This window comes from Vibrio sp. Isolate24 (assembly GCF_022398215.1).
GTDB classification, from domain to species: domain Bacteria; phylum Pseudomonadota; class Gammaproteobacteria; order Enterobacterales; family Vibrionaceae; genus Vibrio; species Vibrio coralliilyticus_A.
Window position 1 is genome coordinate 485,785 of record NZ_JAKEUU010000001.1, and the last position, 19,077, is coordinate 504,861.

At 42.6% G+C, this 19,077-nt stretch carries 18 protein-coding genes; 12 read left to right on the top strand and 6 right to left on the bottom strand.

Annotated elements, in window-relative coordinates; translation table 11 throughout:
• Nucleotides 1-77 precede the first annotated feature (77 nt).
• The gene (locus L1D23_RS02100) at nt 78-770 is read left to right on the top strand and encodes an aspartate/glutamate racemase family protein (protein ID WP_239863958.1); all 693 of its coding nucleotides are present in this window, start codon (nt 78-80) and stop codon (nt 768-770) included.
• Nucleotides 767-1,936, top strand: a complete 1,170-nt coding sequence (locus L1D23_RS02105; RefSeq protein ID WP_239863960.1) for an MFS transporter — start codon at nt 767-769, stop codon at nt 1,934-1,936. Before L1D23_RS02100 ends, L1D23_RS02105 begins: the two co-directional genes overlap by 4 nt.
• Before the next feature lie 59 nt (nt 1,937-1,995).
• Here L1D23_RS02105 and L1D23_RS02110 read toward each other — a convergent pair whose 3' ends face one another.
• The 4 genes from L1D23_RS02110 to L1D23_RS02125 form a co-directional block, all read right to left on the bottom strand.
• Nucleotides 1,996-3,240, bottom strand: a complete 1,245-nt coding sequence (locus L1D23_RS02110; protein ID WP_275658274.1) for an SGNH/GDSL hydrolase family protein — start codon at nt 3,238-3,240, stop codon at nt 1,996-1,998.
• Nucleotides 3,241-3,695: 455 nt separating this feature from the next.
• Nucleotides 3,696-6,452, bottom strand: a complete 2,757-nt coding sequence (locus tag L1D23_RS02115; RefSeq protein ID WP_239863961.1) for an immune inhibitor A domain-containing protein — start codon at nt 6,450-6,452, stop codon at nt 3,696-3,698.
• Nucleotides 6,453-6,570: 118 nt separating this feature from the next.
• Nucleotides 6,571-6,834, bottom strand: coding sequence for a hypothetical protein (locus L1D23_RS02120; protein WP_239835217.1), 264 nt, complete (start codon nt 6,832-6,834; stop codon nt 6,571-6,573).
• 359 nt (nt 6,835-7,193) lie between these two features.
• Complete coding sequence (locus L1D23_RS02125; protein ID WP_239865355.1) at nt 7,194-8,918, bottom strand: choice-of-anchor I family protein; 1,725 nt, start codon at nt 8,916-8,918, stop codon at nt 7,194-7,196.
• A 299-nt stretch (nt 8,919-9,217) separates the two neighbouring features.
• Here L1D23_RS02125 and L1D23_RS02130 point away from each other — a divergent pair, with 299 nt between their 5' ends.
• From L1D23_RS02130 to L1D23_RS02165, 8 genes are all read left to right on the top strand, one after another.
• Nucleotides 9,218-9,532: a metalloregulator ArsR/SmtB family transcription factor gene (locus L1D23_RS02130; protein WP_239863962.1), complete on the top strand. Its 315-nt coding sequence runs from the start codon at nt 9,218-9,220 to the stop codon at nt 9,530-9,532.
• Nucleotides 9,532-9,939: a YeeE/YedE family protein gene (locus tag L1D23_RS02135; protein WP_239865357.1), complete on the top strand. Its 408-nt coding sequence runs from the start codon at nt 9,532-9,534 to the stop codon at nt 9,937-9,939. The genes L1D23_RS02130 and L1D23_RS02135 overlap by 1 nt, the downstream gene beginning before the upstream one ends.
• Nucleotides 9,940-9,950: 11 nt before the next feature.
• Entirely contained in the window at nt 9,951-10,427 is a 477-nt protein-coding gene (locus L1D23_RS02140) for a YeeE/YedE family protein (RefSeq protein WP_239863963.1), read from the top strand.
• Nucleotides 10,428-10,842: 415 nt separating this feature from the next.
• Complete coding sequence (nrdD, locus tag L1D23_RS02145) at nt 10,843-12,963, top strand: anaerobic ribonucleoside-triphosphate reductase (RefSeq protein WP_239863964.1); 2,121 nt, start codon at nt 10,843-10,845, stop codon at nt 12,961-12,963.
• Between the two features lie 81 nt (nt 12,964-13,044).
• Nucleotides 13,045-13,512, top strand: coding sequence for an anaerobic ribonucleoside-triphosphate reductase-activating protein (nrdG, locus tag L1D23_RS02150; RefSeq protein WP_239863965.1), 468 nt, complete (start codon nt 13,045-13,047; stop codon nt 13,510-13,512).
• Nucleotides 13,513-13,681: 169 nt separating this feature from the next.
• Complete coding sequence (locus L1D23_RS02155; RefSeq protein ID WP_239835212.1) at nt 13,682-14,863, top strand: amino acid aminotransferase; 1,182 nt, start codon at nt 13,682-13,684, stop codon at nt 14,861-14,863.
• A gap of 73 nt (nt 14,864-14,936) precedes the next feature.
• Entirely contained in the window at nt 14,937-15,548 is a 612-nt protein-coding gene (locus tag L1D23_RS02160; RefSeq protein ID WP_239863966.1) for an ATP-dependent zinc protease, read from the top strand.
• A 216-nt stretch (nt 15,549-15,764) separates the two neighbouring features.
• Nucleotides 15,765-16,175: an NUDIX hydrolase gene (locus L1D23_RS02165; protein ID WP_239863967.1), complete on the top strand. Its 411-nt coding sequence runs from the start codon at nt 15,765-15,767 to the stop codon at nt 16,173-16,175.
• A 35-nt stretch (nt 16,176-16,210) separates the two neighbouring features.
• Here L1D23_RS02165 and L1D23_RS02170 read toward each other — a convergent pair whose 3' ends face one another.
• Together L1D23_RS02170 and L1D23_RS02175 are read right to left on the bottom strand one after the other, a co-directional pair.
• Nucleotides 16,211-16,684, bottom strand: a complete 474-nt coding sequence (locus tag L1D23_RS02170) for an FKBP-type peptidyl-prolyl cis-trans isomerase (protein ID WP_239863969.1) — start codon at nt 16,682-16,684, stop codon at nt 16,211-16,213.
• A 19-nt stretch (nt 16,685-16,703) separates the two neighbouring features.
• Nucleotides 16,704-17,324: a thiol:disulfide interchange protein DsbA/DsbL gene (locus tag L1D23_RS02175; RefSeq protein ID WP_239863970.1), complete on the bottom strand. Its 621-nt coding sequence runs from the start codon at nt 17,322-17,324 to the stop codon at nt 16,704-16,706.
• 236 nt (nt 17,325-17,560) lie between these two features.
• Here L1D23_RS02175 and L1D23_RS02180 point away from each other — a divergent pair, with 236 nt between their 5' ends.
• Together L1D23_RS02180 and L1D23_RS02185 are read left to right on the top strand one after the other, a co-directional pair.
• On the top strand, nt 17,561-18,178 hold the full coding sequence (locus tag L1D23_RS02180) for an OmpA family protein (RefSeq protein ID WP_239863971.1): 618 nt from the start codon (nt 17,561-17,563) through the stop codon (nt 18,176-18,178).
• A 103-nt stretch (nt 18,179-18,281) separates the two neighbouring features.
• Nucleotides 18,282-19,070 carry a transporter substrate-binding domain-containing protein gene (locus tag L1D23_RS02185; protein ID WP_239863972.1) on the top strand — a complete coding sequence of 263 codons (789 nt, stop codon included), beginning with the start codon at nt 18,282-18,284 and terminating at the stop codon, nt 19,068-19,070.
• Nucleotides 19,071-19,077 lie beyond the last annotated feature (7 nt).

Consider the following 19,077-nt stretch of genomic DNA (forward strand, 5'->3'; position numbering starts at 1 on the left):
AGTGAGCTTGGAAATCATCTTGTAATTTTGTTACGCATTTGATTAATTGGTGTAGTAATCATGTGAAGGGAAGTGCGATGAAAACAATTGGTATTATTGGTGGTATGAGCTGGGAGTCAACAGTCAGCTACTACAAGCAGATTAACCAAGCAACCAAAGCAGAGAAGGGAGGCTTGCATTCTGCAAAGTTGATTTTAAATAGCGTCGATTTTGCGGAGATTGAAGCTTTGCAACATAAAGGTGAATGGGAGAAAACCGCGGTTATTCTGAGTAATGCTGCCCAGTCACTAGAAAAAGCAGGCGTGGACTTTGTGCTTATTGCAACCAATACAATGCATAAAGTAGCCAGTCAGGTAGAAGAGGCGATCTCTATTCCATTACTGCATATTGCTGATACAACAGGTCAAGTATTGGTTGAACAAGGAATCAATAAAGTTGGCTTACTTGGTACTGCATTTACCATGGAACAATCATTTTACAAACAACGTTTGACGGATAAATTTGGGATTGAGGTTATTGTTCCGAATGGTGTTCAGCGCCGACTTATACATGACGTCATCTATGATGAACTGTGTCTTGGTACCCTGAGCGTAAGATCAAAGCAGGACTTTAAAACGGTCATAGAAGATTTAGGTGAGCAAGGTGCACAGGGGGTGATTCTCGGATGTACTGAGATAGGCTTACTCATTAGCGAGGACGACACGGAAGTTCCTTTATTCGATACTGCAGAGATACACGCAAATGCAGCGGTTAAAGAGGCATTAAAGTGAACAGAAACGTTTGGATCCTCTCACTGTGTCAAGCATTGTTGATGACAGGAAACATTCTCCTGATATCTGTGATCGGACTAGTAGGTAAGGAAATAGCACCGATTGAAAGTATGATTACTTTGCCTGTAGCTCTGCAATTTCTTGGCTTGATGAGTGCCACTATTCCAGCCTCTTTGATCATGGGGAGGTTCGGTAGGCGAAAAGGGTTTAGCTTAGGGAATCTAGTGGGCATTACGGGGGCGTCTGTTTCGACATACGCTCTGTATAGTGAGCAGTTTTATTTGTTTTGTTTCGGCACTTTTCTATTAGGTATTGGTATCGGCTTTGGGACTTTATACCGCTTTGCAGCCATAGAAGTTTGTAAGGAAAATGCACGGCATCAAGCAATCTCAATATCTATGGCTGGTGGTGTACTGGCTGCTATCCTTGGGCCAAACCTTGCTGTTTACTCACAGCAGATGACAGGTGATTCACTTTATGTCGGGGCGTTTATGTCTCTCATTGTACTTAACATCATCGCATTATGCCTGTTGCAAACTATTGAATTTCCAAGTCATCAGCTAAGTAAAACAAAAGATAGCCCAGATTCGATCAGGCAAATCATTAAAGCACCTAACTTCATGTTAGCTGTATTTGCTGCCATGGTGGCTTATGCGGTAATGAATATTTTGATGACAGCAACGCCTTTAGCAATGATTGGTTGTGGCTTCGATTTTGAGAAAGCCGCAGGAGTTATTGAATGGCACGTTTTGGGTATGTTTGTTCCAGCATTTTTCACCGGTAAACTGATTGAGAAATATGGCGCAAGGCAGATGATCCTCACTGGCGCTATCTTATTTGTACTGTGTGTAGCAATCAATATCCACGGACAATCTATCTGGCATTTTTCATTGGCTCTTGTTTTACTCGGCGTTGGATGGAACTTTATGTTTATTGCTGCTACGAGTTTGTTCAGTCAGTCTTATGAGACACATAACAAATCTAAGGCTCAGGCATTTAACGAGTTTTTTGTCTTTAGCTGTGTGACAATGACTGCATTATTGTCTGGTTGGTTAGAGGCGACAGTGGGGTGGGAGAGCTTAAATATCTATGTACTTCCATTTGTACTTGCCGTAATTACTTTGTTCGGCATTAATGTCTTCAGAGTGAGGCGTGTAGCGGCTTAGTGATGCATTAAAGGATGAAAAGAGGCAAATGACTTTGCCTCTTTTGATAGGGACTGACTCTAGAAGTTGAATTGATCTAACTTCGTCGCAATGATTTGATCGGCAATATATTTATGCGTTGCTGTTGTCGGGTGAGTGACACCCCAGAACACGTACTTATCAGAGCTATGATAGGCACAGTCATTGGTTAACTCATGGCTGTATAAGTAGTCAATAGAAGAACTGCGATTGAGGTTCAAACACGCATCCGTTGAGTTCTCAAAACCATGCTGCTTAGGGTTGGATGTGATTTTATCGAAGATATCGTGGGCGTCATACAGAACCACGTTTAGCCCTTTATCTTGATATAACCTTGCTTGCTCTTCAATAAAGTCATTGAACTCAAGAATCTTGGCTTGAACGGTATCAATTTCTTCTTGGTTTGAATACTTGAATTGTGGAGCTTTAGTTGCGTCGGGTAAGGTGAAAAGCAAAATGTTACTTGCTCCAGATTCCGTTAACCGAATCAATGCGCTGCTCAAATCTGCTTTAACATCGGCCACTTCTCGGCCATAGTTCATAAAGTCATTTAGGCCAAACTCAAGAGTCATTAAACTGTTCTCAGGGTTGTAGTTTTTCGCCATCTTCATATAGGTTAGGTAAGACGTAACTTGATCATAAATCCCTGTCAAGGCTACATATTGGTTGGTGCCCGCAGCGCCACCCACTGCCCAGTTGTACAGCGGGACCCCTTTTGCCTGGGCTAAGTATTCAGTCCATACAAAGCCATTCGAGAAATGGCCAAGAAACCAAGAGTTGCGGTTAGGAAATACCCATTGGGAACCATTGTATAGGTTACCTGTATCCGACAAACTATCTCCAAAAGCAATGATACGATTGATTCTGTTGTTGAGAGCGTTGTCGTTTGTCCAAATACTATGGTTGTATGAGAAACGATTATCCGAGGCATAGTAAAGAAGATCGGCACTATCATGATGAACATCAAGTGTCTCTTTACAGCGGTTTTCTATCTCTGTTTGAGAGGCGTTGGTATAGAACATGTTCTTGAATGAAACCGATGACCACCAATACCCATCGATGGTGTAGTAGTCACCGTTATCATCACGCGCCCACTCCCAGTCAGTAGAAGGGTCGTCATGATTTTGTGCAGGGCGGTACCAGCACCGGACATAAGTGTATGTTTGTGTGTCCTGTACTTCAGAAGCATAACTTGCGGTTACAGCTTCTGGTGTCATTGGTAAGTTATCTGCAAAAACGGTAGGTGTTGCCAAAATGCAGCTAGCTAAAATCAACGTTTTATTCATAATTATGCACTTATTATTTTGATTGTAGAGTATTTACTCATTATTTTTTGCATATATAACATAGAACAGTCAAAGTATTCATTTGATAAATGAATTGAGATTGAATCAAGATCAAATTTTTATCCATAAATGAGTGTTTAATGATTAGGAATAATTAATAAGCAATGCGTTTGATTTTTAAACATTTAGAAGTCGAATTTTATGGCTATTTTTTGAAGTGGCGATTTATAGAAATAAACTGAGTGTATCATTTGACATTATTAATGTTTTGGTTAAAAAACATTAGCCGAACATGGGATAAAAATAGACTTGGCTGTAATGCGTAGAATAAAAGGTGATTACTATAATGATAAAAATAAAAAAAAACTGTAATGGATAAAAAAAGAGCGCAACTTAAGTTGCGCTCAAATCTCACTCAAATAAGAGGAGTAGGAAGTTAAGGAACGGGGAAACCCTTATAGATCGACAGTTATGATTTTAGTGACTTTATCACCGTTGTTGTCCATGACGGTCAAGCGGACTTCTTGCTTACCGTAGCTCGGGAAGATAGAAGTAAATATGCGTCCACGTTTCACTTTTCCGTTTGGTAGAACCCATTCAGTATCAACGATGCGGCCATCTGGATCTGAGCTTGTTGACCACATAGTGACCCAGCGACCAAGGTGTATGTAGCGTGCACTGGCGGTTGGGAGTAGGTTGTCAGCTTCTACTGTAATGGTTTCTGTCGTTGTGTGCTGGTCACCACGATCATCCGTCACTGTTAAAGATACTGTATAACTGCCGTCATTGAGGTAAGTCCATGTAGGAGTACTCTCATTGCTCGACTCACCGTTACCAAAATCCCAGTCGTAAGCGACAATAGAGCCATCGCTGTCTGAACTCGTGTTGGTTGCAGTAACCTTCAAACCATCAATAGACAGCGTAAATGCAGCGACCGGCGGCTGATTAGGTGCTTCTGCTTTCGATACTTTGATTACACCGTAAGTGTTGTCTGCAGCTTGGTTGATCACTTCAATTTGCACACCGTGCTCAGTGAGAAGTCGGCCAGCATCTGGTGCTTGAGGGTTTGAGTAGTCTTGGTTGTCAGCGAAATAGGCATTACCAATCAGGCTCACATCTTCAAGTACATCACCGTCGCTGTTTTCCAAACGCATTGGTTTCTGGTCATTTAAAGAGAAAGCTGCATCACGAACTTGGTATCGTGTTTGCGCTGCTGTTCCTGAATTTGCCCAAATCATGGCGTTTTGATCGGCATCGACAACACCTAGCCAACCTTCACCGGGGTGTTTGCCTACCCAGTTATCCGTCATGGATTCATCTACATACCAAACGATCAGCCCTGGCTCGAATGACATCAGCTTTCCAAAGCGTTTGATGTTGTTCAAACCTTCATCGACATCGTTGTGACTACGCCATTGCAGTAAGTAGTAATGAGCAGCTTCATTGAAGCCATCATTTAACCGATAACCATCGAATGTAAAGCTAGATTGATCTTCCGCATCATCGATCAGAGTTGTGTTACCGTCAGCCACAATGGAAATATTATCGAGGTGAAGACCTTCCATAGCTAAGCCGCCATCGGTCACATAATCGAAACTCAGTTCAATGGTTTGACCTGCCCACTGAGATAGATCGAACTCGGCATCAACCCAACCGTCAGATTCGCCAGCGATGGCTGGAACAAGACCTGTGTTGTATGGGTCATCCATGGTTGTTATGTTACCTTCGATCTGCTGACCGTTGATAAGCACTCGAGCGTAGTCATAGTCTTTTTCGATCTGATACCAAGCTTTAAACGTCAGCTTGACGCTGTTGCCTTCTGGTAGAGTCAGTTGACGAGACATCTTGTTCTTTAGGTCATCGCCTTTACCTGAATGGAAGCTATAATTGCCCGCGAACGGTTTATGACCTTCAGTTCGTTTGACTGGTAAGTCAATGCGAACCATGTTTTGCTTGTCATTGTCGATCGTCTGATACAGCGTAATCTCTTCACCTTTGCTCGATAGAGCATCTGCAGAGATGGTTTGGTTAGCAATCCATTTACCGCCAATGGATTCTTGTAAAAATTGTTTTGCCCACGAGCTGAATGCGGTTGGTTGTGTGCCCCCAATTTTTCCTGCCCAGCTACCTGAAGACATGATAGACCAGTAAGAGACGGGTTCACCTTTACCTGTGTACTGAGTGTCGTACTCATCTGGAAGGCCGAGATCGTGCCCATATTCGTGAGCACAGACACCTGCTGCGGCATCAATAGGTTGGATAGTGTAATCAAATGCGGCATATTTACCGCCGAAGCGCCCAGGGACGTTGCTAGACGTACCTTCAAGCACATGATACTTACCTAAATTATAGCGGTGAGACCAAATTGCGTCATCACCTAAGACACCACCACCGGCTTCCTCACCCACCGAAGAGTGGAATACCATCAGGTGGTCAATGACGCCATCAGGCTCACGGAAGTTGCCGTCACCATCGTAATCATAACGATCTTCAATATCGTAGTCGGCCAGATTAATACTTGGATCTTGTGCTAACTGGTTTAAGGCTTCACGTACTAACTCTTGAGCATTGAGATCATTGTCCGTTGTAGGAGAGTTACCCCCGTAGAAAGACGCGTTCTTCGACGCTCGGTACCAGCCAGCCGCTTGACCAGCTACGCTATAGCTTTCACCTGACTCACTTTCGTAATATTGACGCATGGAGATGAGGTTTTCTCCATTTGGGCCAAGATAGCCTGCACCTGAGAAGAGTAGGTTCTGGTAGTGTTCGGGTTTGTAACTATCGTAGAGCATCTCAGTATGCTCGGAAGTCAGTCGGTTTTCATCCCAAGGTAAGTCAGGGAAGTCGACGAGTAGGGCAAGGACTTTGTCTGTACGCTTTTGTGATAAATCAAAAGCAAACACATGTGCTTTATGGTGACCTTTCTTTGCTTCGATAGACTTTAGGATCTTAGCTCGCTGCTCCAGCGCTTTCTTGCCGAATTGAGCGTCTCCTTTAAAGCCTCCATTAAGCTTTGTGTTTAAGTAGTTATCAAGGGCGTTTTTTTGCTCTTCTACCGAAGAATTTTCATCAAGAACCCCTTTTCTAACGAGCATCTCGATAATTTTTTCTTCGTTCATCACACCTAAATCTATAGGTGTTTTGGCGTGACCACTGACACTAAAAAGGGTCAGCACCGCTGTTGCCAGCAGTGTTTTCCTCATAGGACTCATATTATTTCCTTATTATATTTTGATTGCCAAATACCACTTATTAAGCGGTTATAACGTTGCGTGAACAACAAAATCCCAATCAATGGGAAGATTCCTTTTAAGTGACTTTCAGCCTGAGCTATTTCTTAATTGCTGAAATACACTTTTGTTCAGTCGGGTTGTTTTTTATATTGGTGTTATTATCTTTCTTATCGTTTTTGTTTTTTTTGTCGAATCTATTAGCAAGATAAATCTGGAGAGATTCTTGTTTTTCTTCATAGGTTTGATTATCGCAAATAACACCGCGTTCAATTAAAGAAGCAATGAGTTTCTCATCATCAGGTAGTGGATTTGCTATAACGGCAGAAGAAAGAAGTGTTAACAGACAACTGACAAATTTCATTTTTAATTTATAAAATATTAATCTTTCGAAACAAAATATAACTAAGCGTTATTAAATGCAACGGCTATTTTTTGTCCATCAAGATCTTGATTCATGTATCAACAAAATAAGTAAACACATATGCTCGTCCTTAATTTACTCTTTTGTTATCTAATTATTTAACATTATAGAATAAATAACTTTATAAATTTGTTATTAGTGGCTTGGGAGTATTGAAAATAGAAAGGTGTGGAAAAAGAGGGTAAATATTTATTTTATCGTACGCTAAGTTCAACAAAAAAGCGCCATAAGGCGCTTTTTACAATATAGAGCATGAACATTACAGAGGGAAACTGAGCCCAGTAATGTGATCTAGGCAGTTAAAGTTCTATGCGGTAAATCGATGTAGTTCCGCTGACTTCGTTACCCACTGCGAGGAGGTGCTGACCATGTCGAGCAAAATAACGAATCGATTCGGGACCTAAATCACCTGCTTCTGGGTTATATGTATCATTACTACACTCGCCATCCGAAACTTGAGTACAAACTGGCTCGGAGAAGTTGCGATTGTTTATGTAGTTGATGAACATCGGTGAAGTTGGTGTGCTCACATCGTAAACCATAATGCCACCTTGCCTTTCCAACCCGATAAACGCATACTGCCGACCATTAATTGATGCAACTTCAATGGCCTCTGGCTCAACTCCTTTATCATCACTGCGGTCATCAGCTGTTTCATTGCTGTCGTTGCTGCTGTTCAGGTGTTGTGGATCAAGTGTATTGACGATATCAGCAAACTCATCGCCACTGTCAAATACGAGTTCACCGTTTGCATTCCACAGTGAAAAAGAGCGGCTACCAAAACTATAAACCACATCATCTTGTGCTAAATCGCCATTCGGCTTTACAACTTTCAGACGGGCAAGTTGGTTTTTGTCACTGAGTTGGCTTTTTAGTGGATGTGATGTGTTGACGTTTAGGTCTTTACCACGCAGCTCATCGCTGTATACGATACAGAAGCCTTTTTCAGTTCTGTATTGGCTCGAGTCCGTGAAGTCATCTTCGTCCCATTCAAAACCTTTGCTATCGCAGACCGCTTGAGTGGTTTTAAAACCATACTCTCGACCATCACCTTCGTTGGCTGTTGCGATGTAGGTTTCTCCCTCTACTTGAAAACTAGCGATAGAATCAGGCATGTAAAGCCCTTCAAGTTGAGGGTAAGAGTTTAGGTTGCCCAGCTTTTTATCTTTATTAGAAGCATCTAGAGCTTTTGTTTCCCAGCTTTTCCCACCTAAGCCGTAGATAGAGTCAACGGAAGCCTTGTGAATATCAATTTTAGCCAGCGCATTGTTTTCCTGAAGCGCAACGTACAAATAGCCGTCATCTGCGAAAGTCAGGTATTCTGGCTCTAAATCTTGTGCAACGGTCGCCCCTGGAGCTGATATTCTGATGGTTTCCATTAGCTCATCATGTCGTGATTCGCCTTGGTTGAACGCTTTGAATGAGATCTGTTTGACTTCGGCTTGCTCAATACCTGATGCGAGGTCGACTAATGTGATACTGCCTTCAGGGTCGATGCTGTAGTCAGAATTTGGCTCGCCTTCGTTAGCCGTTGCTATGTAACGACCATCTTTAGAAAAAGACACCATATCTGGCAGTGCACCGGTTTGATAGGTCTTAATCAGTTCTAATGTGTCTGCATGGTACAACGCAATCAAGCCATTTTCTTGCTTCACTTGGTTTTCAATGGCGACTGCGACTAAGCCATTGTGAACAGAAACACTATTGGCGGCGCCAATCTTGATGTTGGCCATTTCACCCGCGGTGGATAAGTCAATATGCGCAGTTTTAGTAGGACGATTTTGTGCATCTAAAGTCATGACATCGACCCGCTTGGCTTGGGCATTCACCACAAACAATTGATCGCTACATTCGTCATAAGCAACGATTTCTGCTGCCGAAGTGTCAAACTCACTATCGGCGACATAGGTCCCGAGTAATGTTAACCCGGTGATAGAAGACTCTGAGCTCTCAGGCTTGGCGGTAACTTGGCACTCTGCGGTCAATTTAGTTGTTTCTAGAGAAGTGCAACCCGCTAGAGCAATAGCAGTACAAGCAGCCAAACTAGTCAATTTATGAACAGTAAACAAAATGGTTCCTCCATGATTTAACGCGCTGATACTACGGAGGAATTGTGAAAGAAATATTTAATTTCTATAACAGTTGATTGAATTGTTGATAGTGGAATGTGGCACTGGTGGGCTTTTTGTCTTACGGACTAACGTGATGGCCTAAGTTACTAGGCAAAGAGGTTGGTGCAACAAGAATATCTAAATTAGCATTGACTAATGTTTGTGGGTGAGTGATAATTTTCATTAATTTAGTAAATGCTAATTTATAAGCTATGGGTTCAAACACGATTGATATTTCAGAAATGAGGGAAAGGGCGACTGAGGCTTCAGATATGCTGAAGGTTATGGCTCACCCTGTTCGTTTGATGATTTTGTGCCAACTGACGCAGGGCGAAATGGGGGCAGGAGAGCTACAGAAGAACGCTTTACTTAGCCAATCTGCGTTTTCTCAGCATCTTACGGTATTGCGTAATCACAAGATGATTCAGGCCCGCAAAGTCTCGCAGCAAGTTTTTTATTCTTTAGCGGACCCTAGAATTGAAACGTTAATTGAATCTTTTCACGATGTGTTTTGTAGGAGGTCATGATGAGTGAAACCTTTCCATGGCATTCTTTAATAGGTGGTACTCTTCTTGGTCTGTCAGCTGCGATTTTGTTGTTATTTAACGCTAAGACCGCAGGAATAAGTGGGATTGTAAATGGCGTTTTTACGCCTAATCGGCATGACTTTTTGTGGCGTATCTTGTTTTTGTCAGGAATGGTAAGTGGAGGTGCACTCTGTGTGAGTTTTTTAGAGATACAAGTACCTAGCACCGACTCTATATCAACGCCTCATTTGGTCGTAGCAGGTTTGCTTGTTGGCTTAGGTACGCGTATTGCTAATGGATGTACCAGTGGTCATGGTATCTGTGGTATCGGCCGATTTTCTCTACGCTCCGTTGTGGCCACGCTGATCTTCATGTTCACTGCGGCTGTGACGGTTTATGTTCGCTAAGGTGGGATAACATGTCACAGCTTAAGCTTCAAACGCCAGCACAAATATCAGAACAATTCGTTGCACTAGCCAGTGGGATAATGTTTGGTATTGGCATGGCGTTGTCTGGGATGACTAATCCAGAAAGTGTTATTGGTTTTTTAAATGTCATGGGGGATTGGAATCCCAGCTTAGCGTTTGTAATGGGAGGTGCGCTAGCCGTATTTACCCCTATTTACCATTTTGTAATCAAGACTCGGAGACATGCGTTGCTGGGGGAGCCGTTCTATTTAGTAAGGAACCAGAAGGTTGATAGAAGATTAGTCTCGGGCTCAATACTATTTGGTACTGGCTGGGGACTCGCAGGCATCTGCCCTGGACCTGCTATCACAAGCCTATCATTTGGTAACCTCGATATGTTCATCTTCATTATCGCAATGATGACGGGTTCACTGATGGCAAAACACATCCGAGTACCTATTAATAACATGGCCATTCAACGCGAATGAAGTCGAAAAGGGCTATGCAAGTACCGTAAAATCCTCACTGGTTGGTAGTGGCGGAATAAATTGATTTGAAGACAGTTATCAACAGAAGCGCCAGAATCGATATAAGTTTAGTGTTTGTCATACTCTATATAATTTGTGTTTATTGACAGCCTTTATTCTATAAGCACTCAAGAAAAAGCAAGTGAAAATCGAGTGAAAATCACTTTTTTCATACATTTCTTTCAAGCTGAGATCACTGCCACTAAGATCGATTTGATCTTAATCTAGGGCCCAATTTTATTGATCGAAATCAATACATACCATGAGCTCATCTCGTTAAATACGCCACAATATATTGTGCTGGTAGAGTAAAAATTAACCCTATATAGTGTATTTATGGATAACTCTGTGAGTATTTAAAGGGTAAGGAGAGAAGGTGAAACCAATCGTAATCAAACGTGACGGCTCTAGAGCTCCGTTTAGCAGGGATCGCATTCAAGCTGCTGTTGAAGCAGCGGCAGAGCATGTCGATAAAGAGATCGCTATTTACGCGCTCAATGTCGCGTTAGCGGTGGAGCTGAAGCTAAGAGATCACGATGAAGTTCATATTACTGAGATTCAAACCTTAGTAGAAAACGAGTTGATGCAAGGTCCTTACAAATCACTGGCGCGGTCATATATTGAATATCGACATGACCGTGACATAGCGCGAGAAAAGCAGAGTACATTAACACGGGAAATTGAAGGCCTTATTGAGGAAAGTAATGTCGATCTTATTAACGAGAACGCAAATAAAGATGGCAAGGTAATTCCAACTCAACGTGACTTATTAGCGGGTATTGTTGCTAAGCATTATGCTAAAACTCACATTCTGCCTCGCGATATTGTTCAAGCCCATGAACAAGGCGATATTCACTACCATGATTTAGATTACGCACCGTTCTTCCCTATGTTTAACTGTATGTTGATCGACCTAAAAGGCATGTTGACACATGGTTTTAAAATGGGGAATGCCGAAATAGATACGCCAAAATCTATTTCGACAGCGACCGCAGTCACCGCACAAATCATTGCTCAAGTGGCCAGCCATATCTATGGCGGAACGACAATCAATCGGATTGACGAAGTCTTAGAACCTTACGTGATGGCAAGTTACGCTAAACACCTTGAGATAGCTAAAGATTGGGACATTCATGAACCGGAGGCATTTGCACGTGCTCGAACGGAAAAAGAGTGTTATGACGCTTTTCAGTCTTTAGAATATGAAGTCAACACGCTTCACACCGCAAACGGACAAACTCCCTTTGTCACTTTCGGCTTTGGGCTTGGCACTAGTTGGGCTTCACGCTTAATTCAGCAGTCTATCTTGAAAAATCGTATTGCTGGTTTAGGTAAAAACCGGAAAACTGCGGTGTTCCCTAAACTGGTTTTTGGCATCAAAGACGGACTTAACCACAAAGAGGCTGATCCTAACTACGATATTAAGAAACTCGCACTAGAATGTGCTTCAAAGCGCATGTATCCAGATATTCTTAATTACGAAAAAGTGGTAGAAGTCACGGGTTCATTTAAGACGCCAATGGGTTGTCGTAGCTTTTTGGGTACCTACCGAGAAGAGGGAGAACTCATCCATGAAGGGCGCAATAATTTAGGTGTGGTTAGCTTGAACTTACCGCGAATTGCCATTCAATCTGAAGGCTGCGAAGCGAAGTTCTATGAGATCTTGAATGAAAAACTGGTGCTGTCACGTCGAGCGCTTGAGACTCGTATCTCAAGACTCGAAAATGTCAAAGCGCGTGTGGCGCCTATTCTATACATGGAAGGAGCATGCGGAGTTCGACTTAAAGCTGATGAACCTATCGCCAACATTTTTAAGCATGGTCGAGCATCTATTTCTCTTGGTTATATTGGTATCCATGAAACCATCAACGCACTCTATGGTAATAATGAGCATGTGTACGATAGCTCAGAGCTACGTGAAAAAGCACTGAATATTATTAAGCACCTAAAAACAACGGTGAATCAATGGGCTGAAGAGTCGGGTTATGGTTATAGCTTATATGGCACGCCAAGTGAGAATCTGTGCAGCCGATTCTGCCGTATCGATACCAAGGAATTTGGTGTGCTTGAGGGAGTCACTGAAAAAGGGTACTACACCAATAGCTTCCATTTAGATGTTGAGAAAAAGGTTAACCCATATGACAAGATCGACTTTGAAATGCCTTACCCTGAGATCTCAAGCGGTGGATTCATTTGCTACGGTGAGTTTCCGAACATGCAGCGCAATATAGAAGCGGTAGAAAATGTGTGGGACTATAGCTATAGCCGCGTTCCTTACTATGGAACCAATACGCCCATCGATGAATGTTATGAATGTGGTTATAACGGAGAATTCGACTGCACCAGTAAGGGCTTTACCTGCCCAAGCTGCGGGAATCATGACTCGACTAAAGTTTCGGTAACCCGACGTGTTTGTGGATATTTGGGAAGCCCCGATGCAAGGCCGTTTAATTTCGGTAAACAAGAAGAAGTCAAACGTCGGGTGAAACATCTGTAACATTTTTGGTTAGTGAATAGGGCGAAACCTTCGTCCTTTTCTCAATGCCAGTACTGAGATTGTATGGAGTCGAATGGCATCATGAATTATCACCAATATTATCCAGTTGATGTTGTAAACGGACCTGGTACTCGCTGTACTCTGTTTGTCTCGGGGTGTGTGCATCAATGCCGTGGTTGTTACAATCAATCCACGCAGCGCCTTGATTCTGGCGCGTTGTTTACCCAAGAAGCAGAAGACCAGATCCTTCTGGATTTAAAAGATACCCGTATAAAACGACGTGGTTTGTCTTTGTCTGGCGGAGATCCACTTCATCCTGCAAACGTAGCGGATGTCCTCAAGCTAGTAAAGCGTGTGCGTAAAGAGTGCCCTGATAAAGACATCTGGATGTGGACCGGCTACACACTGGCAGAATTGACGTCAGAACAAAGCGAGGTAGTTGAATTACTCGATGTACTTATTGACGGAAAATTTGAGCAAGAGAAAAAAGATCTCAAGCTGGAGTGGAGGGGGAGTTCCAATCAAATCATACACAGGTTCAAAATCTAACTTTAGCGATAGCGTTTTATTCTGAACTACTACTTTGTGTTGCAATTATGTTAACTGGTGCAGGTTTTTATCCTGTTTTGCTCTTAGCTGCTAAAATTTTATTTCTGAATTAAAGGATTCAATGATAAGTTGAACACCGTTACTTGAATTTCAAAGGGTTATGACTTTCATGTTCTCTAATTTACCAACACCTACATTGGATCCTATCCTTTCTTTATCCGTTGCATACCGAAACGATCCTCGTCCTGACAAAGTGGACTTGGGTATTGGCGTCTATAAAAATAGCGCCGGTGAAACCCCGGTCATGAAAGCTATTTTGCAAGCGCAAGATATTGTTGTTGAAACACAAAAGACGAAATCTTATGTCGGGTTAGCTGGCTGTGAAGAGTTCAACCAGAGCATGGTTGATTTACTACTATCGGGCACCTCTGCAATGGACCGGGTTGCAGCGATCCAGACGCCGGGGGCAAGTGGCGCCTTGCGTATGTTGGGTGACTTAATGAAAGTTGCTCAGCCAGAAACTACGGTTTGGATTTCGAACCCAAGCTATGTTAACCATCGACCAGTCATGGAAGCTGCAGGGTTAAAAGTTAAACACTACTCTTATTTCAGCCCAGAGACTAAGCAAGTCGACACAGGTCGCATGTTGGAAGAGTTATCGCAGGCAGGGCCGAAAGATGTGGTACTTCTTCACGGGTGTTGCCATAACCCAACGGGCGCCGATATTGATTTCTCAGCATGGCAAGCCATTACGGAACTTTCTCAGAAGAATGGTTTTATTCCGTTTGTGGATATCGCGTACCAAGGGTTTGGCGATGGTTTAGAAGAAGATGCCAAAGGCTTACGCTTTATGGCTGATAACGTTGAAGAGATGCTGATAACGACGTCGTGTTCAAAAAACTTTGGCCTATATCGCGAACGCACAGGTGCGGCCATTGTCGTTGGTAAGTCTGTACAAGATGTCAATAACGCAAAAGGTAAGTTACTGACGTTGGCTCGTGCGACTTACACTATGCCACCAGATCACGGTGCTGCGTTGGTTAAGACTATTCTTCAAAATGAAAACTTAACACATGTTTGGAAGCAAGAGTTGAGTGAAATGCAGCAGCGCTTGCTCAACCTCCGTCAAACTTTATGTAATGAACTGAGAAATACCCATAACACTTCACAGTTCGATTTCATTGAAAGCCACAAAGGCATGTTTACTGTGCTAGGATTTACTCAAGACCAAATGACGCAACTCCGTGAAGAGTATGGTATTTATGGTGTCGGTGACGGTCGAATTAACATCGCAGGACTAACAGAAAAAGATATTCCTTACGTAGCCGATGCGATAGTTAAAGTGTCTTAAATTTTGCTTTAAGGCTCACATCATGTGGGCCTTTTTAAAAGCAGTCGTGTCTTGTTATTAGTTAGGTGATCGAATGAACAAACCGTGGAAAGCTTTAATTCCGATTATGCTTAGTGGTGGTTTGATGGCATGTTCTACAACAGGTCAACAGCCAGTAGAGTCAGAGCAAAAACCACAAGTTGAAGAGCCTAAAGTAGAGCCAGAAAAAGAAACAAAACCGGAAGAGAAACCTAAGCCAAAACCACAGGCAAGAAAGACGCCTGATGGGAAGCTGATAATGGGTGAACAAGAATGGGTGTATGTTCCTGGGCTAGAAGAAAGTTTTAAAGCACGAATTGATACAGGTGCAACCACCTCCTCGATCAGTGCTACGGATGTCGTTGAATTTGAACGTGATGGAAAAGATTGGGTTAAGTTCAAGATTGAACATGATGGCATCAAGAGTAAAGAGATTGCTTTGCCTGTCCAGCGCTGGGTGAAAATTCGCCAGTCGACTGCAGAAGAGTCTGAACGTCGCGCTGTCGTTGAATCTTGGATTCAAATCGGGGATCTAAAGGAGAAAACCGAATTCACGCTTGCTGATAGAACGCACCTCAAGTTTCCATTGTTGCTTGGACGTAGCTTTTTTAAAGATGTCGCAGTGGTCGATGTCAGCAAAAAGTTTGTGCAGAAAAAGCATAAGTAAAGAAGTAGCAAAGCAAGAACGGCACCATTTAAGGTGCCGTTTTTTATTGTTTTACATTGAGATTTTTGAACACAGTGAGAGAACTTAATTGCATATTCAGTTACTCTGCGCGGGTTCTTAACATTCCGTATCGGTGGCAGGCATTTCTAATTTAAAAAACACAATACGCCTAGGTTGGAAGTACCGATACAGTCAGCTTAATCCAAGGAGCCCCAAATGAAGCATTTAGCGATGGCCGTTGTTATCAGAAACGGCAAAGTTCTGATTCAAGAACGTTACCGTGCAGAGCAAGGTATGGTGATGGAATTTCCGGGAGGTGAAGCCAATGAAAACGAACCAGGAACAGACGCCGCTATCCGAGAGCTCTATGAAGAAACTCACCTAAGTGGCCTCTCACATTTAGCGACTTATAGCGATATTAATGAATATGGTGGGAGAATTTACTACGTCGTGTTGCATGCTAACGAGTCAGCAGTACCAGTCGCACACGACAAAGGCAGACAGCAAACATTTTACTGGATGTCGATTGAAGATATTCCAACCCATGACTTTTATAAAGCAGACGTTAACTTTATCCAGCGTCATCTAAAGAAACATTTGCGCCGAGAGTCAAAAGAACTTGTATAGAAGAAAGGCCAATCATTGAATGATTGGCCTTGCTGTTATTGGATTTCTAAAAGTTCCACATCAAAGATTAAAGTTGATGCTGGTGGAATAGGACCGGTACCGTTCTTGCCATACGCCAAGGGACTTGGAATAAACAAGCGGAACTTGTCGCCTTCTACCATATGAGTCAGGCCTTCTTGCCAGCCTTTAATCACTTGTTTCAAAGCGAATGAAATCGGCTCACCACGCTCAACTGAGCTATCAAAAACAGTACCGTCAATCAATGTGCCGTGATAATGCACCTTAACTTTACTCTTAGTGGTTGGATGGACAGTGCCTGTCCCTTTATTGAGCACCAAGTACTGCAACCCGCTCTCAGTAGTGACTACGCCTTCTTTCTTGGCGTTTTCTAGAAGGAAGGCTTGCCCGGCTGCGAAGTTTTCTTCGCCTGCTTTACTTGTTACTAAAGTGCGGTAAATCATAAAGCCTGCTAGAACCAGAACGACAATGGGAATAATAATTTTAGACATGAGTCTTTTCCGTATTTACTTAAGGTTGTTGAGTAAGATAATTGATGGTGTTAGCGATGTCTTGAACATCTTTATGGCCTGATGTCAAAACCATGTATTTACCATTGATAATAAAGGTCGGTACGGAGTTTATCTGACCTTTTTCTGTGAGGTTTTCTGCAAGCTGCATTGCTTTAAATAATTGGTTTTGATTCTCTTCTTTTAGCTCATATGGGCTTACCAAGCCTCGTGAGTGAAACGCTTGAATAATCGCTTGTTTTTTCTCTGCCATTGTTGCGTTGTTACCCATTTGTGCGGCTTGAAATAACTCGTTCATCATGGAGTGATCAGGCTTTTGCCCAAGTTGCATCTCAGCAGTGTAATAAATCATGGCACTGATTTTAGCACTGTCATTAAAAGTAACGTGAACCTTGCCAATGTTTTGTTGAGTCAGTTCTTCAAGCTGAGGAAGGACTGACTCCATTTTTTTACAGTGGCCGCAGTTTAATGAGAAAACTTCGGTCACCTGAGGTAAACGATAAGTGGACAAGTCCGTAGGGAGTGTTTGGAATTGTTTGCCTTCCTGAGGCACATCTCGGTCGCTACAGCCTGCCAACAAAGTGACAAACACGATGGCAAATAAGGTCATCATTTTTTTCATAATAATACTCTTTGTGGACACTGGCCATTTTGATGCTCAGCGAGGTTGTAATAGCTGGATTTTACTCTTTCACAGGCCTTAACTAAACAGTTCTGGCAGTGAAATGCTTATTAAATCATTTCAGAACGTTAAGTGGTCAGAAGGCGAACAGTAAAGGGTTAAATTATCATTAAAGTATTCCCAAATTTGCCGATATAAATGATGTATCGAAACGGAAACGAACGAATGGTGGATCGATGAAATATCTTGCCTTGCCTCTGATCTTGCTTCTGACAGGTTGTGGAAATCTGTCAAAGGAAATGCGTTACCTAACGGAAGACATGCTTGAGACCGCACCAAAGACAGATTTTGAGGTTCGATACCCTAATTGGGGGGATGCCCCTCAACTGGCTTCGTCAGGCGTTAAAGGCCCAATGGGGCAAATGCGCACGACCAGCTACAGTGATCTGCAGAACTTCTTGCTGAAGAATGGTGTTGACTACGAAGTACTACCGGGCAATCACGTCATGGTTAAGCTAACCGACACCATCAAGTTCAACACTGGGTCGTCGATGGTTAAGCCCGATTCAATGTACTGGCTGGATATGATGGGGCGCTATCTTGCAACACAACCTGGCATCGACATCGTCATTGATGGTCATGCTGACAGTACTGGTGCACCAACATTTAATGATTCACTTTCTATGAAGCGTGCCAAAGCCGTGAAGCAACAGCTGGTTAGCCATAATGTGGCGATGAACTCTATCTACACAAGAGGCTATGGGGAATATGTTCCAGCTTGCTCAAACAAAACCAATGCTGGAAAAGCGTGTAATAGACGGGTAGAAGTCCTATTTATCGTTTCGAATAACTGAGAAAAGTTCGCGCAACTCAAAAGCCAAAGCTAGTCTTTTTAAATACAACTCGATGACGCTTCATTGGGATTGTATTGATTAGCTTAGTGTTAGCGGAGAGTCTATGCTCCATAAACTTCAGCCTTTATCTAAGGGCTTGGGTATATTGTTTACCTATTTCTGCCTTGTTTTTATTCCTCTGTCCGCTTCTTCCGCAAACAGTCACCATTGCTGTTGGGGGGGGGAATATCCTCCCTATCACTCTAAACAGCTGCCTGGTGATGGCATCAATGCTCAAATTGTAACAGCTGCATTTAGAACTCAAAATGTTGCAGTAAAGTATGTGTACTTACCAACGTGGAAAGAAGCCTTTGATTTCGCGGCGCAAGGGAAGGCTGATGCGACGGCGTTATGGGAGTTAAATAAACAGTATCACGAACTTTTCTTGGTCAGTGATGTTGTCTATAAGATAAACGCACACTTCTTTTACAAAGAAGAGCTAGAATTCGACTGGAATCGTATAGAAGATCTTAAAGGCTTAAAAGTGAGTGCTTTGGTTGGTGGCTATTATGGTGAACCATTTGAAAATGCCGAGCAAAGTGGAAAAATTTCCGTCGAGCGAGTTGATGATGAAGCTAAAAATATTAAGAAATTAATCGCGGGCACTATTGATGTTTCACCGCTTTATATCGCATACGTTAACTACGTTCTTAAGAAAGAAGGACTAGAGTCAGAAAGGGAACGTTTGGCTTACCATCCTACGCCTTTGTTTATCAATACTCTGCACCTATTGCTACCTAAGCGAAGTTCCGAAAGTAGGCAGAGATTGATGACTTTCAATAAAGGCCTGAAAGTCATCAAAAAAAATGGCAAGTTACAAGCTATTCTGAACGCACATCTTCATTATCGATGACCTCTCG

Coding starts and splice junctions, on each gene's coding strand:
- L1D23_RS02180 (WP_239863971.1), top strand. CDS start 17,561: ATGAAATATCTTGCCTTGCCTCTGATCTTGCTTCTGACAGGTTGTGGA.
- L1D23_RS02160 (WP_239863966.1), top strand. CDS start 14,937: ATGAACAAACCGTGGAAAGCTTTAATTCCGATTATGCTTAGTGGTGGT.
- L1D23_RS02100 (WP_239863958.1), top strand. CDS start 78: ATGAAAACAATTGGTATTATTGGTGGTATGAGCTGGGAGTCAACAGTC.
- L1D23_RS02110 (WP_275658274.1), bottom strand. CDS start 3,240: ATGAATAAAACGTTGATTTTAGCTAGCTGCATTTTGGCAACACCTACC.
- L1D23_RS02175 (WP_239863970.1), bottom strand. CDS start 17,324: ATGAAAAAAATGATGACCTTATTTGCCATCGTGTTTGTCACTTTGTTG.
- L1D23_RS02140 (WP_239863963.1), top strand. CDS start 9,951: ATGTCACAGCTTAAGCTTCAAACGCCAGCACAAATATCAGAACAATTC.
- L1D23_RS02130 (WP_239863962.1), top strand. CDS start 9,218: ATGGGTTCAAACACGATTGATATTTCAGAAATGAGGGAAAGGGCGACT.
- L1D23_RS02165 (WP_239863967.1), top strand. CDS start 15,765: ATGAAGCATTTAGCGATGGCCGTTGTTATCAGAAACGGCAAAGTTCTG.
- L1D23_RS02135 (WP_239865357.1), top strand. CDS start 9,532: ATGAGTGAAACCTTTCCATGGCATTCTTTAATAGGTGGTACTCTTCTT.
- L1D23_RS02115 (WP_239863961.1), bottom strand. CDS start 6,452: ATGAGTCCTATGAGGAAAACACTGCTGGCAACAGCGGTGCTGACCCTT.
- L1D23_RS02155 (WP_239835212.1), top strand. CDS start 13,682: ATGTTCTCTAATTTACCAACACCTACATTGGATCCTATCCTTTCTTTA.
- L1D23_RS02185 (WP_239863972.1), top strand. CDS start 18,282: ATGCTCCATAAACTTCAGCCTTTATCTAAGGGCTTGGGTATATTGTTT.
- L1D23_RS02170 (WP_239863969.1), bottom strand. CDS start 16,684: ATGTCTAAAATTATTATTCCCATTGTCGTTCTGGTTCTAGCAGGCTTT.
- nrdG (WP_239863965.1), top strand. CDS start 13,045: ATGAATTATCACCAATATTATCCAGTTGATGTTGTAAACGGACCTGGT.
- L1D23_RS02120 (WP_239835217.1), bottom strand. CDS start 6,834: ATGAAATTTGTCAGTTGTCTGTTAACACTTCTTTCTTCTGCCGTTATA.